This window comes from Achromobacter sp. KK8, from assembly GCF_054188005.1.
In genome coordinates, this window is sequence record NZ_CM135178.1 from 3,936,672 (window position 1) to 3,951,707 (window position 15,036).

The following is a 15,036-nucleotide window of genomic DNA, read 5'->3' on the forward strand; positions in this document are numbered from 1 at the left end:
ATCAATGCTCCTTGCAGAGCCTGCATGGTCACGCATCCGGCCCTTGCGCGATAGCGATAGTTATTCAATCAAGGGTTGAGATAAACTCAACCCATGCCGACCCTGCCCACCCATATGCCGCCCTTGGCCGCGCTGCGCGCCTTCGAGGCCGTCGCCCGCCTGGGCAGCCTCAGCCGCGCCGCGGCCGAGCTCAACGTCACCAAGAGCGCCGTCAGCCATCAGCTGCGCGCGCTGGAGGCCGACCTGGGCGTGAGTCTGCTGCGCCGGGGCGGCACGGTGCGCCGGGCGGAAACCACCGAGGCCGGCGCCGCGCTGCTGGTGTCGGTACAACAGGCCTTGACCCTGCTGGAGACCGCCTGCCGCCATGCCCGCAGCAGCGCGCGCGGCAAGCGGCGCTACAACCTGAACGTGTCGGCCAACCCCTCGCTGGCCGCGCTTTGGCTGGCGCCGCGCATCGGCCGCTTCATCGAACTGCACCCGGACATCGACATCCAGGTGTTCCTGCACGCCAGCCAGGACCCTGCCTGGAAAGCGCAGGACATCGACCTGGCCTTCCTGCACGTGCGCGCCCTCGGCCCGCACCTGGCGGCGCCGGGCGATATCCCGCTGATGACGGAAACCGTGGTGCCGGTGTGCAGCCCGGCGCTGGTCGCGCCCGACGAACGCGACGACCCCGCGGTCTTCACGCGCCACCGCTGGCTGGAGGAAAAGCACATCGACAGTCCCGAAACCGATTGGCGCACCTGGCGTCCGCGCCTGGGCCTGCCGGAAAGCGCCGGCCAGGATCCGCTGGTGCTGAGCGGCCTGAGCACGGTGGTGGCGGCGGCCGCCGCCGGCGTCGGCATCGCGCTGGGGCGCGCGCCATTGATCGACGAGGAACTGGCCAGCGGCCGGCTGGTGACGCTGGCGCCGGGGCTGCGCATGCCGGGCTCGTGGGGATACGTGATGCGCATCCACGCCAACCGGCCGATGGACGCCTCGTTGCCGGCGCTGGTGGAGTTCCTGGCCGAGGAGGGGCGCGGCGCGACGATGTCGTGGCGTCAGCCGGGCGCGGCCTAGTGTGCTGTCCCGTGGATTTCGTGCGGGCGTATCCACGGGACAGCACACTGGCCGTCGCGCAGCCGCTGGTGCCTGGCCTGGACGCTGGCGGGCCGGCTGCCATGACGCCGTTTTCCTTCCATCGTTGCCCATCGATCGCTTCTACTCAATATTCGCCGCGCTGATATAGCGGGCGCCGGCCGCGGCCCGCGTCACACTGCCTCCATTGCTTTCTGGAGCGTGGCCATGAAGAGTTATGACGTGATCGTGATCGGCGCCGGCGTGGTCGGCGCCTCGGTCGCCTTCCACCTGGCGGCCCTGGGCGCCCGCAACGTGCTGGTGCTGGACCGCGGCGCCATCGGCGCCGGCACCACCGCGCAATCGTCGGGCATCCTGCGCACCCATTACTCGGTGCGCGAGAACGTCGAACTGGCGCGGCGTTCGTGGGGCGCGTTCACCGACTTTGCCGCCTACGTCGGCGACGACGACGCCGCCAGCGGCCTGGTGCGCTGCGGCTACCTGATAGCCGCGGCCGACGATGACAAGCGCGCGCCGCTGGCCGCGGCGCTGGCGCAGCAGCGCGCGCTGGGCATCCCGGTGCACGAACTGGACGCGGCGCAGGCGCGCGAGCTGCTGCCGATCGCCGATTTCGGCGATGCCGCGCTGATCGGCTTCGAGCCCGAGGCCGGTTTTGCCGACGCCTACCTGGTCGCGACCAGCTTCGCGCGCGCCGCGCGCCGGCGCGGCGTGACGATCCGCGAGAACGTGGCCGTGCACGGCCTGCTGACTCGAAACGGGCGCGTGACCGGCGTGACCACGTCGGCGGGCGACTACGCCAGCGTGGTGGTGGTCAGCACCCAGAACATCTGGACCGCCGAACTGGCGGCCTGGACCGGCGTGGCGATGCCATTGGCGCCCGAGCGCCACGCGGTGCTGGCGCTGCAATGCGCCGCCGCGCCCTATGCCTACACGATGCCCGTCTACAAGGACCTGGCCTCGCCCGGCATGCTCTATTGCCGCAGCTATGGCGGCAACCAGATGCTGGTCAGCGAGGGCACGGAGGGCGAAAGGCTGGCGCCCGGAGAGGTGGAGCAGGGCGATGTGCCGCTGGATTACGTGGCCGAGGTCGGCGAACAGGTGGCCGCGCGTTTTCCGGCCTATGCCGAGGCCGGACTGGCCGCGTCGTGGACGGGCGTGTACGACGTCACGCCCGACTGGAATCCCGTGCTGGGACGTATCGCCGGGGTCGAAGGGCTGGTGGCCGGATTCGGTTTTTCCGGACATGGTTTCAAGCTGTCGCCGGCGGTGGGGCGGGTGCTGGCGCAGGAAGCGCTGGGGCTGGCGACCGACGTCCCCCTGGCGCCGTATGCGCTGGCGCGTTTCACGCGCGGCGCGCTGCTGACGGGCAGCTATGGGCGCGGCGCGGTGTCGTGACGGCGCGGGCCGGGGCGCCCGACGCGCGCGGCCGGCGGCTCAGCGGCGCAGGCTGCGCCACAGCGTGGCAGGCGGCAAGCCCAGCGCCGGCGCCACGTCTTGCCGCATCAGCCGTTCGACCGCCACCAGGATCACGTTGCGGGCCTGGGCCGGGAGCTTGCCGGCCTCCTGCGGCCGCGCCGCCAGATAGAAGCTGCGCGCCAGGTCAGGCGCATCGGCGCGGGTCTTGTCCAGGCAGGGCGCCAGAGGCAACACCCGCAATTGATCGACGAAATGGCGCGATTGCCAGATGCACAGCGGCGTGCTGATGGCGAAGCCCAGGCCGGCCGTGACCAGGCTGAGCAGCGGATCGGTGTTATCGAATTCGAAGGTGCGCTCGATGAAGACGCCGCGCGATTCGAGCAGCCGGTCGATGGCGGCGCCGATGTGCGAACGCGCGCTGTAGCGGATGAACGGGCTGCGGCGCGCCAGTTCGGCCAGCGAGCGCGCTTCCTGCGGCGGCGTGGCGCGCGGCAGCACCAGCAGGTAAGGCTCGCTGAACAGGCCGAGCTTGCGGATCGCGGGCGCATCGGCGGCGGCGCTGGTGCTGATCACCAGGTCCAGCTGGCGTTCTTCCAGTTGTCTGTCCAGCACCGGGGTAATGCCGGACCACAACCGGATCTGGCGCGACGAGCCCGACAGCCCGTGGATCAGCGTCGGCCCCAGGGTGCCGGCGAACGAGTCGACACAACCGAAGCGCACGATGTTGCGCCGCGCGCGGCTCAGGTTGCGCACGCTTTCGGTCATGTCGCCGGCCTGCGCCAGCAGGCGCGACGCGTGCTCGAACAGCAGGTCGCCGGCGGGGGTGGGGCGCGCCGGCCGGGTGCTGCGGTCGAGCAGTTCGGTCGACAGCGCGGCTTCGAGCTGCTTGATCCGTTGCGACACCGCCGCCTGTGACAGTCCCAGCAAACGGGCCGCGCCCGAAACCGACGCGGCCTGCACCACCGCCACCCAGGCCAGCAGCAGGCTCCATTCGGGATACGGATCCGCGTCGCGGTCGGGCAGGCGGTTCATCGGGCGGTCGGGCGGGCGGATCAGCGCTTGCGCGCCAGCGTTTGCGCCAGCGCGGCGCGCACCATGCCCTCGACCACCGGGATGACCTTGGCGGCCGCGTTCGCCTGGTAGCCGTAGGGATAGGACTCGTCCATATACGTGGACTGGCACATCTCCAGTTGCACGGCATGGATGTCCTCGGCCGGCGAGCCGTAGTGGCGGGTGATGTAGCCGCCCTTGAAACGGCCGTTCACGGCGCTGGTGTAGCCGCAGCCGGGCAGGCGTTCGGCGATGGCGTCCAGGATGTCGGGCGCGCAACTGGCGCCGTCGGCCGTGCCCACGTTCAGGTCGGGCAGCTTGCCTTCGAACAGGCGCGGCAGCACGCTGGCAATCGAATGGGCTTCCCACAGCAGCACGGTGCCGTGTTCGGCGCGGATGCGGTCGAGTTCCTCGCGCAGCTTGGCGTGGTACGGCTGCCAGTAGGTCTGCAGACGATGCTCGCGCTCGTCGTCGGTCAGCGCCGCGTTGTGCTGGTACAGCGCCTCGCCGCGGAAGGTGTGGGTCGGGCACAGGCCGGTCTTGGTCTGGCCGGGGTACAGGCTTTCGTCGTTGGGCGGGCGGTTCAGGTCGACCACGTAGCGCGAGTAGCGCGCGCCGAGCACCGAGGCGCCCAGCGCGTCGGCGAACTGGTACAGGGTGTCCAGGTGCCAGTCGGTGTCCCCGGACTGCTGGCCGACGGCCGTCATGCGGGCGCGCTGCGCATCGGGCAACTGGCTGCCCAGGTGGGGAATGGAGATCAGCAGCGGCGCGGTGCCGCGGCTGAAGTGATAGATGTCGCTCAAGAAAAACTCCGGGGGTAAGGCGGGTCAGGCTAGCGCGGCAAGAAGGCCGGCTGGGTGCCGCGCTATGCTAGTGTGAGGCTGCGCGGCGCGGGCGTTTGCATCGTGCAAGGCGATGCTGATCATCATGATAGCTGATTCAAATCGGAGGCGACCCGAACCCGCCCCAGGGCGCGCCGCCGGCCCAGCGCGCCGCGATCTCGTCGATCAGGCGGCGTACCTTGGGCGCCAGGTGGCGCCGGTGCGGGTACACGGCGCAGACCGGCGCGCCGGGTGGCGCATGGGTTTCCAGCAGCGGCACCAGGCGGCCCTGGCGCAGGTCTTCGCCGACCAGGAAGGCGCCCAGCTGGACGATGCCGGCGCCCTCGAGCGCGGCATCGCGCAGCGCTTCGGTGTCGCCCAGCCGCAGGCGCCCGGCCACGGCGACGCTGCGCTCCTGGCCATGGCTGGCGTAACGCCACGGCACGGGCGCGCCCATGTGGGTAAAGGCCAGCGTCCGGTGGCGCGCCAGTGCGTCGGGCGAGGCCGGGACGCCGTGGCGTTCCAGGTAGGCGGGGGCGGCGCAGGTGATGAGCCGATGCGGCGCCAGCACGCGCCGCACCAGCCGGCTGTCGGCCTCGCCGCCGATGCGGATGGCGAGGTCGATGCCATCGCGCACCAGGTCGGCGTAGTCATCGCTGAAGCTCACGTCGGCCTCGACCTCGGGCCATTGCCGCAGGTAGCCCGCCAGCAGCGGCATGATGTGCAGGCGGCCCAGCGCCACCGGCAGGTCGATGCGCAGGCGGCCGCGCGGCGCCTCCTGGCGGCTGGCCATGGCGCCGGTGGCGTTGTCGACTTCGGCCAGGATGCGCTGCGCGTGCTCGTAGAAGAGCCGGCCTTCGTCGCTGAGACTGACGCTGCGGGTACTGCGATGCAACAGCCGCGCGCCCAGGCCCTGTTCGAGCCGCGCGATGCACTTGCCGATGGCCGAGCGCGACAGGCCCAGCCGTTCGGAGGCCAGCGTGAAACTCTGCGCGTCGGCGACGCGCACGAATGCGAGCACGTCGCCGAGGTGGTCGATGCCGGTGGCGGTGAGGGGCGTCATGGGCAGTTCCAACAGGAAAGGGGAGCGAGCGCTCGATTGGCGACAAATCGTCCCTTTTGTTTATTTACGAAGCTACTTTATCAGTGAAATGGAAACAGTAGACTGGCCAGGTAGACGGACCCCACGACCGGCCCGCCATTCACTTTTCCATTGTTCCCCTCAGGTGAGAAACCTCCCATGACCCGCAGCATCGCCATCGACCCCCGGCCCGCCACGGCGGCCACCAGCCCGCCCGCTGCCTGGGCCGGCGTGCTGGCGGCCGGCATGGCGACGTTCTGCGTCGTCACCACGGAGATGCTGCCCGTGGGCTTGCTGCTGCCGATCGCCGCCAGCCTGGACGCGTCGACCGGCCGTGCCGGTTGGCTGATGGTGGTGCCCGGCCTGCTGGCCGCGCTGTGCGCGCCGCTGGTGGTGATGGGTGCGCGTGGCGTCGACCGCCGCCGCATCCTGTGCGGCCTGCTGTTGCTGCTGGCCGCCGCCAACCTGGGCAGCGCCTTGGCGCCGGACATGGCGTGGTTCCTGGCCGCGCGCGTGCTGGTGGGCGTCTGCATCGGCGGCATCTGGGCGGTGGCCGGCGGCCTGGCGGGACGGCTGGTGCCGCCCGCCGCCATCGGCATGGCCACCGCCGTGATCTTCGGCGGCGTGGCGGTGGCGTCGGTGCTGGGGGTGCCGCTGGGCGCATTGATCGGCAATCTGGCGGGCTGGCGCAGCGCGTTTGGCGCCATGGCGGCGCTGAGCGCGGCCGTGCTGCTGTTCGCCGCGCTGGCCTTGCCGCCGCTGCCGGTGGCGCAATCGGTCACGGCGCGCCAGCTGGGCCGGCAGTTGCGCAACCCCGACGTGCGGCGGGGGCTGTTCATCACGCTGTTCCTGGTGGCCGGGCATTTCATGGCCTACACCTTCGTGCGGCCCGTATTGCAGTCGATGGCGGGGTTCGCGCCGGCCTGGATCGGCCCGCTGCTGTTCGCCTACGGCGTGGCCGGCATCGCGGGCAATTTCGCCGCCGGCGGCATGGCGGGACGGCGCCCGCGCGCGACCCTGCTGGCGATCTTGCTGGGCCTGCTGGCGACGCTGGCATTGCTGCCGTGGCTGGGCCAGGCGCGCGGCGCCGTGGTGGCGCTGTTGCTGCTATGGGGCCTGTCGTACGGCGGCGTTTCGGTCGCGTTGCAGACCTGGGTGATGCAGGCTTCACGCGGCGCCATCGAGGCGGCGACGTCCTGGTTCGTCGGCGTGTTCAATCTGGCGATCGCGCTGGGGGCGCTGGCGGGCGGCATCGGCGTTGACCGCTGGGGGCTGCCGGCCACGTTGCTGGCCGCCGCCGCATGCATGCTGGCGCCACTGGCGGCGATCGCCGGCCGCAGCGCGCGCGACTGAGGGTCGCCGCGGCGCGCCGCTCGGTCACGGCGGCCGTACGCCCGCCGCGGCCCTGACGTCAGTGCCGGTGACCGGGGCGGAAGCCGTGGCCGCGGGCGCGCCAGGCCGCCAGCAGCGCGATCGCGGCCAGGGCCGCCACCGTCCATGCGAAGGAGCCCGCGCCGGCCGTGTTCAGCAGCACACCGCCGAGCAGTCCGCCGCTGGCGATACCCAGATTGAAGATCGTGACCAGCATCGATTGCGCCACCTCCGAATGTTCGCCGGCGGTGTCGGCAAGGGCGGTCTGCAACAGCGTCGGGGCGCCGCCGAAGCTCAGTCCCCACAACGCCACGCCAGCCATCAGGACGACGGGGTGGGCGCCGGCCAGGCCCAGCGCGGTGGCGGTCAGCGCGAACAGTGCCAGCGACAGCAGCGTCAGCCGGCGCAGGCGGCGGTCCACCAGCACGCCCGTCAACAACAGGCCGGCGACCGCGCTGGCGCCGAACACCAGCAGCACCATGTCCACGGACGCCGGCCGACCCAGGTGGATCAGGTAGGGCGCGATGTAGGTATAGAGCACGTTGTGCGCCAGGATCCAGGTGAACAGCACGAACAGGATCGGCCGGATGCCGGGCAGCAGCAGGGTCCGCGCGATCGGCAGGCGCTGGCGCGCGGCCTGGCCGGCGAAGTCGGGCACGGCCGCGCGGATCCAGACCACCAGCGCCAGCGACACGGCGGCCATCAGCCAGAACACGCCGCGCCAGTCCATCAGGCTGCCCAGCCAGGCGCCGGCCGGCACGCCCAGGCACAACGCCAGCGGCTGGCCCGCGCCCACCACCGCCAGGGCCCGGCCCTGCTGGCGGGTGGCCACCATGCGGCGCGCGTAGCCAGCCAGCAGCCCCCACAGCAGGCCGGCCGCCATGCCGCCGCCAAAGCGCGCCGCCAGCGCCAGCGCGTAGTGCGCCGACAGCGCGGTCACCACGTTGAAAATGCACAGGCCGCCGATGGCCAGCAGCAACAGCGGGCGGCGGTTCCAGCCGCGGGTAGCGACGATGATGGGAATGGCCGCCAGCACCGAGCCGGCCGCGAACAGGGTCACCAGTTGGCCGGCCAGCGCCTCGGACACGCCTAGGCCCAGGCCGATCTGCGGCAGCAGGCCGGCGGGCACGGTCTCGGTCATGATGGCGATGAAGCCCGCCAGCGCCAGGGCCAGCAGCCTGCCCATGGGCAGGCTGTCGGCGCCGTGTTCGGGACAGCCCTCGGCGGGCAGGGGAGAGGTGAAACTCATGCGGAAACTCCGATTGCGATTGAATTGGAACGGTCATTCCAAAAAAGAACGAAAAAAAGCGCGGGTGCCGAGGCGGTCCAGTATGCCAGGGGATGTGCTAGATCGTGCCCAGCGCCACTGAAATCACGTCGCCCAGCCATTGGCGGCGCTCGCGCGCGTTGCTGCCTTTGCTGACCACGCGCAGGCCCTGGACGGTGGTGACGATGAAGCGGGCCAGCGCGCGCGGCGACCTGCCGGCGTCGATCTCGCCGTTGGCCTGCCCTTCGGCCAGGATCTGTTCCAGCGCTTTTTCCAGGCGTTGGAAATTGCGCCGCACCAGTTCGGCCACCATCTCATCCTGCCCCGCCATTTCGAGCGAGGCGTTGGCGACCAGGCAACCGCGCCGGGAGGGCTCGCGCAATTCGTCGTCGGCGATGAAGTCGAGCAGGCGGCCGATGCGCTCGCGCGCATTGCCGGGCCGGGCCAGCAGGTCGAGATTGGCGGCCGTCAGTTCGTGATAGCGCCGCAGCGCGGCCTCGTACAGGCCTTGCTTGCTGCCGAAGGCGTTGTAGAGACTGCCGCGTCCCAGCCCGGTGCCGTCCACCAGATCCTGCACGGAGGTCGCGGCATAGCCGCGCCGCCAGAACACCTGCATGGCGGCGTCGGCGACTTCGTCGGGTTCGAAATCCTTGGTGCGCATGGCGTGGTTTATGGAATGATCGTTCAAATAAGAATACGGTTCGGGGCGAGCCAGCGTCAAGCAAGACCGTCCGCGCCGAAGGGGCTTTGCGCAATGGACCGAGCTTGGCGCTTTCCTTGAGTTGCCGTTTTTTCCATGCCAGCAATAACCACTAGCCGCGCCACGAGCTCGCCGGGCAGGGGGACGAGCCAGGCAGCCGACCGATGGCCCGCTCAGCCTTGGCCTGCCGTCAATCGCGCCGTCAGCGCCGCCATGTCCTCCAGCAGCCAGAACACGCGGCCGCGGTTGGTCTCGTAGGCGAAGTCGCGCAGCGACTTGCTGGCGGCCAGGTGCGCCGAGATATCGCCCACCACCGCGCAATGCAGGCGGTAGTTGACGAACTTCTGGATCAGCTCGCCGGCGATGCGCGTTTCCAGCCGGAAGAAATCGGGATGCACGCGCGCGGCGGGCAGCGCCAGCCACTCGGCCTCGTGTTCCCAGGCGGCGCTGATCAGGTCATTGGTGTCCTGGCCGGTGGCCAGGGCCGGGCCGGTCTCGCCGTATTGCAGGACGCGCTTGCCGCCGATGTCGACGAGCCTGGGGGATGAGGTGCTCATGGCGTGGATGCCTGGTTCAAAGGGCGTTGTCTTGGGGCGATCATGATATCCGGGCCGCGAATCTCTTTGGCGGCAGGGGTTTGCCGCCCGATGCTCGACGCGGCGGCGCTGGACGCCAAGCGCGCGCGCGGCGAGGCCCTGGTGTTCGGCCACAGCCTGCGCGACCAGATCGGCGGCCAGCTGGACGCCGGTTTCCTGCTGGCGGGCTTTCACGAAGACCACCAGCCGCGGCCGCGCTTCCTGATCGACCGCTACGTGCCGACGTTCCTGGCGACGCGGGCGGTCAAGCCGGCGCGGGGGTGAGGAAAGCGGCGATCGTCCGGGCCGATCGGGCCCGGTGGTTGGCCATGCGGCCGGTGGCCGAGCCTGTCGGCGCGGTTCAGCCCGGTATCGGCCGGTCGCTGCTGCCGCGCACCACCAGCGTGGGTGCCAGCCGCACGCTGTCCGGGCGGCCGCCGGCGATTTTCTGCAGCAACAGTTCCAGCCCCAACCGCCCCATCTGGTGCATGGGCGAGTGGATGGTGGTCAGGCCGATGGGCAGGGCGCCCGCCAGCGGCGTGTCGTTGTAGCCCACCACGGCCACGTCGCGGCCGGCCTCCAGGCCGTGCTCGCGCGCCGCGCCCATCACGCCCACCGCCAGGAAGTCGTTGACCGCGAAGATGGCGGTGGGGCGGTCCGGGCCGGCCAGCAAGCGCGCGCCCACGTGGCGGCCGGCGTCGGTGTCGAACGGGCTTTCGATGCGCCATGCGGCCGGGACCTCGACGCCGTGCCTGGCACAGGCCGCGAAAAAGCCCGCCGAGCGGTCGCGGCCCGTGCTGGTGAAGGGTTCGCCCACCATCACCGCGATGCGCCGGTGGCCCATGGCCAGCAGGTGCTCGGCCGCCAGCCGGCCGCCTTCGAGGTCATCGCAGGTGACGGCGCAGTGGTCGTCGGCATGGCGGCTGACCAGCACGAACGGCACGTCGCGCCGCGCCAGTTCGGCCAGCAGCGGATTGGGCGCGGCGCCGTCGTGGCTGTGGGCGTCGCCCAGGATCAGGCCGTCCACGCGCCGCGCCAGCGCCATGTCGATCAGCTTGCGCTGCTTGTCGGGCACGTCCTGGGTGTTGGACACGAAGGTCAGGTAGCCGTGTTCGGCCGCGGCCTCGTCGATACCTTCGTAGATGGTGGCCAGCACCATGTCCGACAGGCGCGGCACCAGCACGCCGATGGTGCGGCTGCGGCGCGTCTTGAGGCTGGCGGCGTGAGGATTGGTCTGGTATTGCAGCTCGGCGGCCAGCGCCCGGATCCGTTTGACGGTGTCGGGCGCGGCGGCGGCGCGGGCGTCGTCCTCGGAACCATTGAGGACGCGGGACACGGTCGACACGTTCAGGCCGAGCTGCCGCGCCAGGCTTTGCAACGTGACAGGGCGGGATTTGTTCATGGAGCTGGAGGATACACGCACGAATACCGTCCCAGGGCCTTAGGCGGCAACCTAGGGTTTACACGGTGTCGATTTTTGCGTTCGGAGCCCTTAGCATTGCGCAACCCAAACGTTTGGGTAAATCGACTGGATTGATCGCAATGACACTTGAATCCCGGAACTCGCGGTTCCGTTACCGAATTTTCACCATGGTCGTGCTGCTGGCACTGATCAACTACATCGACCGCGGCGCCATGTCCTACGCCGCCGCGCACATCACCGGCGAATATGGCCTGGATCGCGGCGACTGGGGCGCCGTGCTGGGGTACTTCGGCTATGGGTACATGGTCGGCGCGCTGTTCGGCGGCATGCTGGCCGACCGCTACGGCCCGCGCAAGGTCTGGATCGTGGCCGGCGTGACCTGGTCGATCTTCGAGATCGCCACCGCCTGGGCCGGCGACTTCGGCCTGGCCTTCCTGGGCGGCTCGGCGCTGGCCGGCTTTGCCACCATCCGCATCCTGTTCGGCGCGGCCGAGGGGCCGGCGTACTCCATCATCAACAAGACCATCGCCAACTGGGCCACGCCGCGCGAACGCGGCTTCGTGGTCGGCTTCGGCCTGCTCAGCACGCCGCTGGGCGCGCTGCTGACCGCGCCCGTGGCGGTGGGCCTCTTGAGCCTGACCGGCAGCTGGCGCGCCATGTTCTACATCCTGGGCGCGGCCGGCCTGCTCGTGCTGGTGCTGTTCATGCGCATCTTCACCGACCGGCCCGACACCAACCCGCGCGTGTCCCCGGCCGAACTGCGCGAGATCCAGGCGGCGCGCGCCGAGCAGGCGGCGGCCGGGCAGGGCGGCGACGCGCCGGCGCTGCCGTGGTGGAGCTTCTTTCGCAGCAAGACGCTGGTGCTGAACACCCTGGGCTATTTCTCGTTCAACTACGTCAACTTCCTGCTGCTGACCTGGACTCCCAAGTACCTGCAGGACACCTTCGGCTACAGCCTGTCCTCGCTCTGGTACATGGGCATGATTCCCTGGACCGGCGCCTGCGTCACGGTGCTGCTGGGCGGCCGCATCTCCGATATGCTGGCCAGGCGCACCGGCAACCTGAAGATCGCCCGCAGCTGGTTCGCCGCCGGCTGCCTGCTGGCCACCACGCTGTGCTTCCTGCTGGTGTCGCAGGCGCAGTCGGTGTTCGCCGTGATCGCGCTGATGACGCTGGCCAACGCGCTCAACGCCATGCCCAACTCGGTCTACTGGGCCGTGGTGATCGATACCGCGCCCGCCAGCCGCGTCGGCACTTTCAGCGGCCTGATGCACTTCTTCGCCAACATCGCCTCGATCCTGGCGCCGACCCTGACCGGTTACCTGGCGGCGCGCCACGGCTATTCGGTCATGTTCGTGGCCGCCTCGGTCGCCACGGCGGTCGGCATGATCGCCATGTTGCAGGTGCGTCCGGGCGTCGGCCCGCGCCTGCCCGCCAACTACCAGGGAGCCACGCGATGAATCCGCAATCCAACCCCGTTCCGGCGCTGGCCGTCGAACCCGGCTTTTTCGCCGGCCGCACCGTGGCCGAACTGCAGGACGCCATGCGCCAGGGCGCGCTCGACGCCGAAGCGCTGGTGCGCCACGCGGCGGCGGCCATCGAGCGCCTGAACCCGCAACTGAACGCCTTCGTGCACGTGGACGCCGACGCCGCCCTGGCCGCCGCCCGCGCGCTGGACGCCGAGCGGGCCCGCGGCCAGGTGCGCGGGCCGCTGCACGGCATCCCCGTCGCCATCAAGGACAACGTCGATACCGGCGACATGCCCACCACCATGGGCGCGGCGCACTTCCTTGGGCACCGGCCCGCGGCCGACGCCGACTGCGTGGCGCTGTTGCGCGCGGCGGGCGCCATCGTCATCGGCAAGACCCTCACGCATGAATTCGCCTACGGCCCCACCGGCGACCGCAGCGTCCAGGGCGCGGCGCGCAATCCGTGGCGCACCAGCCAGATCACGGGCGGCTCCAGCGCCGGCAGCGGCGCCGCGGTGGCCGCGGGCATGGTGCCGGTGGCGCTGGGCACCGACACCGGCGGCTCGGTGCGCGTGCCCGCCGCGCTGTGCGGCGTGGTCGGTTTCAAGCCGACCCATGGCCGCGTGTCGGCCCGCGGCGTGTTCCCGCTGGCGCCCAGCATCGAGGATGCCGGCGTGCTGGCCAACAGCGTCGAGGATGCGCAGGTCTTCATGCAGGCGTTGTCCGGCGGCGCGATCGGCGCCTATGCCGAGGCGGCCGATCCCGGGCTGGCCGCGCCGCGCATGATGTGGGTGCCGAACGCGCCGTTCGCCATCGAGGATGCGGCCGTCACGGCCCGCGCCCGCGCGCTCGCCGAAGGCTTCGGCGGCGTGTTGGTGGACGGCGCCGAGGTCACGCGCCACGCTCGCGCTTTGCAGGCGGCGCTGGGCGCCATCCAGCGTTCGGAAGCCTATGAAGTGCACGCCGAGCGGGTCGAGGACGAACCCGGCAAGTTCGATCCCGAAGTGCTGGAGCGCCTGCGCGCCTCGCGTCCGGTGCAGGGCTGGGAATACGTCCGCGCGCGCAACACCCGCGAGCGGTTGCGCGGCGTGTTCGCGGGCATCTTCGAGCGGGTCGACGTGCTGGCGTTGCCGGCGGTGGCGATCACCGCGCCGGCGCTGCAGCAGCGCAGCGTGGCCGGCCCCGGCAGCGCCGCCGTGCGCGAGACGCTGCTGGGCCTGACCAATCCGTGGAACCTGCTGGGGCTGCCGGCCATCGCCTTGCCGGCCGGCTTTGTCGACGGCATGCCGGTGGCGTTGCAACTGGTGGCCGCCGAAGGCGCCGACGCGCGCCTGCTGGCGCTGGCGGCGCGGCACTGGCGCCGGCCAGGGGGCTGACCGCGGGCTACGCGCCGTTGTCGCCGACCACGGGGCCGATGCCGGCTTCGACGCCGACGGCGCGGCGCCTGCCGTGCAGGTCGAAGGATTCCTGCCGGTCTCCGGGCGCGGGGTCGCGGATCCAGATCTGCGCCGACAGTCCCGACTTGGCGCTGTAGTCGCCGAACCAGTCCACCACCCGGCCCACGTAGCAGCGCGGGCCCGCCTGCACCGTCACGTCGGCGACGGTCTCGTAGCTGTAGTGGCCCGGCCCGAAGCCGAAGTAGGCGCCGCTTTCGTCCTGGGCGGCGCCGGCCGGCACGGGACACAGCGGCTTGCGGCTTGGCGCGTCGCCCCAGGCGCGGTCGGCGGGCACGGCGGCCACGGCGCGCGTCAATGCCGCGTGCAGCGTCTCGTCCAATGTCCTGACCGTGCCCTTGTCGCTGTTCTTCTGCTGGCGCGGCACCGACAGTTCGTAGCGGTAGCGCACCGTCAGCATCGGCACCTCGCCCACCCGGCGCAGCGGCCGCAGCAGATGGAGCCGGTCTTCGCCGTAGGCGCCGACGCGGTAGACGGCGTAGACGCGGTCGCGCAGCCGGATCCAGTCGCCCGACTGGTTGGCGCCGCGGCCATTGATCGTATAGAGCGAGGCGCCGGCGTCCGGCGCGCCGCTCAGGTCGGCCGGCAGGAAGCGGTCGCCGTCGCGGCGCAGGGCGCTGACCTCCGAGAACAGCCCGGTGCCGCCGATGTAGCTGTCTAGCACCAGGTCGCGGCGGCCGTCGCCGTCCAGGTCCAGCAGCAGGTAGGAGACGGACCCTTCTTCGGCGTCGGATTCCAGGTCCGACGCCAGCACGGCGGCCCATTCGTCCTCGGTGACACCCGCCGGGCGGGCGGCGGGCAGGCGCGCCGGGCCGTCGCCGTCCGCCGCGCGTTCGTTGTGGATGGCGCTGGCCTCGGCCTTGAGCGAGCGCGCCGCCAGCACGGTTTCCACGGCAAATTCCGGATTCGACTGGCGCGCGGCCTCGATCGCCTGGCGCAGGTCTTCCAGCGCCAGGCGATCGATGTCGTCGGGGCGATAGGCCAGCGCGCGGGACTGCTGCGCCTGCAGTTGCGCCAGGCGGGTGTCGTAGCGCTGGCGCAGGCATTCGGCATCGCTGCCGCAGGCGTCGCGCTGCTTGAGCCAGCCGCGTTGCGCCTGGCGCAGCGCCTCGTTCTGCCCGGGCTGCTGGGCGGCGCGCAACCTGGCATAGGCGGCGCCGAGCTCATCGTCGAGCCGGTACAGCGCGGCATCGGCGCACAGCGTCTTCTCGGTGGGCGTGCGCGCCCGCGCGCAATCCATGCCGGCCACGGCGGGCGCGGCGGGCAGGGCGAACAGCAGGGACAGGGCGGCAAGCCAGCCGCGCGGGCGAAGGACGGTCACGGCGCAATTCC

At 71.1% G+C, this 15,036-nt stretch carries 13 protein-coding genes and 1 pseudogene; 6 read left to right on the forward strand and 8 right to left on the reverse strand.

Annotated elements, in window-relative coordinates:
* The first annotated feature begins 93 nt into the window (after nt 1-93).
* Complete coding sequence (locus ACVN9Z_RS18150) at nt 94-1,059, forward strand: LysR substrate-binding domain-containing protein (RefSeq protein WP_006387045.1); 966 nt, start codon at nt 94-96, stop codon at nt 1,057-1,059.
* Between the two features lie 225 nt (nt 1,060-1,284).
* Nucleotides 1,285-2,472: an NAD(P)/FAD-dependent oxidoreductase gene (locus ACVN9Z_RS18155; protein WP_458212454.1), complete on the forward strand. Its 1,188-nt coding sequence runs from the start codon at nt 1,285-1,287 to the stop codon at nt 2,470-2,472.
* A gap of 39 nt (nt 2,473-2,511) precedes the next feature.
* Here ACVN9Z_RS18155 and ACVN9Z_RS18160 read toward each other — a convergent pair whose 3' ends face one another.
* The 3 genes from ACVN9Z_RS18160 to ACVN9Z_RS18170 form a co-directional block, all read right to left on the reverse strand.
* On the reverse strand, nt 2,512-3,525 hold the full coding sequence (locus tag ACVN9Z_RS18160; protein WP_458212455.1) for a LysR family transcriptional regulator: 1,014 nt from the start codon (nt 3,523-3,525) through the stop codon (nt 2,512-2,514).
* Between the two features lie 20 nt (nt 3,526-3,545).
* On the reverse strand, nt 3,546-4,346 hold the full coding sequence (gene hutG / locus ACVN9Z_RS18165; protein WP_006387048.1) for an N-formylglutamate deformylase: 801 nt from the start codon (nt 4,344-4,346) through the stop codon (nt 3,546-3,548).
* A 136-nt stretch (nt 4,347-4,482) separates the two neighbouring features.
* Nucleotides 4,483-5,427, reverse strand: coding sequence for a LysR family transcriptional regulator (locus tag ACVN9Z_RS18170; protein ID WP_006387049.1), 945 nt, complete (start codon nt 5,425-5,427; stop codon nt 4,483-4,485).
* Nucleotides 5,428-5,604: 177 nt separating this feature from the next.
* On the opposite strand from ACVN9Z_RS18170, the gene ACVN9Z_RS18175 reads away from it, so the two are divergent.
* Nucleotides 5,605-6,798: an MFS transporter gene (locus tag ACVN9Z_RS18175; RefSeq protein ID WP_458212456.1), complete on the forward strand. Its 1,194-nt coding sequence runs from the start codon at nt 5,605-5,607 to the stop codon at nt 6,796-6,798.
* A gap of 58 nt (nt 6,799-6,856) precedes the next feature.
* On the opposite strand, the gene ACVN9Z_RS18180 is transcribed toward ACVN9Z_RS18175, so the two are convergent.
* From ACVN9Z_RS18180 to ACVN9Z_RS18190, 3 genes are all read right to left on the reverse strand, one after another.
* The gene (locus ACVN9Z_RS18180) at nt 6,857-8,065 is read right to left on the reverse strand and encodes an MFS transporter (protein WP_458212457.1); all 1,209 of its coding nucleotides are present in this window, start codon (nt 8,063-8,065) and stop codon (nt 6,857-6,859) included.
* Nucleotides 8,066-8,162: 97 nt separating this feature from the next.
* Nucleotides 8,163-8,744, reverse strand: coding sequence for a TetR/AcrR family transcriptional regulator (locus ACVN9Z_RS18185; protein ID WP_006386421.1), 582 nt, complete (start codon nt 8,742-8,744; stop codon nt 8,163-8,165).
* 212 nt (nt 8,745-8,956) lie between these two features.
* The gene (locus ACVN9Z_RS18190) at nt 8,957-9,340 is read right to left on the reverse strand and encodes a DUF4180 domain-containing protein (protein ID WP_006386420.1); all 384 of its coding nucleotides are present in this window, start codon (nt 9,338-9,340) and stop codon (nt 8,957-8,959) included.
* A gap of 105 nt (nt 9,341-9,445) precedes the next feature.
* On the opposite strand from ACVN9Z_RS18190, the pseudogene ACVN9Z_RS18195 reads away from it, so the two are divergent.
* Nucleotides 9,446-9,643 (forward strand): annotated as a pseudogene (locus ACVN9Z_RS18195) (SAM-dependent methyltransferase); the annotation flags it as partial.
* A 76-nt stretch (nt 9,644-9,719) separates the two neighbouring features.
* Here ACVN9Z_RS18195 and ACVN9Z_RS18200 read toward each other — a convergent pair.
* Nucleotides 9,720-10,760: a LacI family DNA-binding transcriptional regulator gene (locus tag ACVN9Z_RS18200; protein WP_006386418.1), complete on the reverse strand. Its 1,041-nt coding sequence runs from the start codon at nt 10,758-10,760 to the stop codon at nt 9,720-9,722.
* A 188-nt stretch (nt 10,761-10,948) separates the two neighbouring features.
* Between ACVN9Z_RS18200 and ACVN9Z_RS18205 the strand changes: the two genes are divergently transcribed.
* Both ACVN9Z_RS18205 and ACVN9Z_RS18210 read left to right on the forward strand, forming a co-directional pair.
* Nucleotides 10,949-12,241: an MFS transporter gene (locus tag ACVN9Z_RS18205; protein ID WP_024068571.1), complete on the forward strand. Its 1,293-nt coding sequence runs from the start codon at nt 10,949-10,951 to the stop codon at nt 12,239-12,241.
* Complete coding sequence (locus ACVN9Z_RS18210) at nt 12,238-13,626, forward strand: amidase (RefSeq protein ID WP_024068572.1); 1,389 nt, start codon at nt 12,238-12,240, stop codon at nt 13,624-13,626. The genes ACVN9Z_RS18205 and ACVN9Z_RS18210 overlap by 4 nt, the downstream gene beginning before the upstream one ends.
* A 7-nt stretch (nt 13,627-13,633) precedes the next feature.
* On the opposite strand, the gene ACVN9Z_RS18215 is transcribed toward ACVN9Z_RS18210, so the two are convergent.
* Complete coding sequence (locus ACVN9Z_RS18215; protein ID WP_458212458.1) at nt 13,634-15,025, reverse strand: lysozyme inhibitor LprI family protein; 1,392 nt, start codon at nt 15,023-15,025, stop codon at nt 13,634-13,636.
* Between the last annotated feature and the right edge of the window lie 11 nt (nt 15,026-15,036).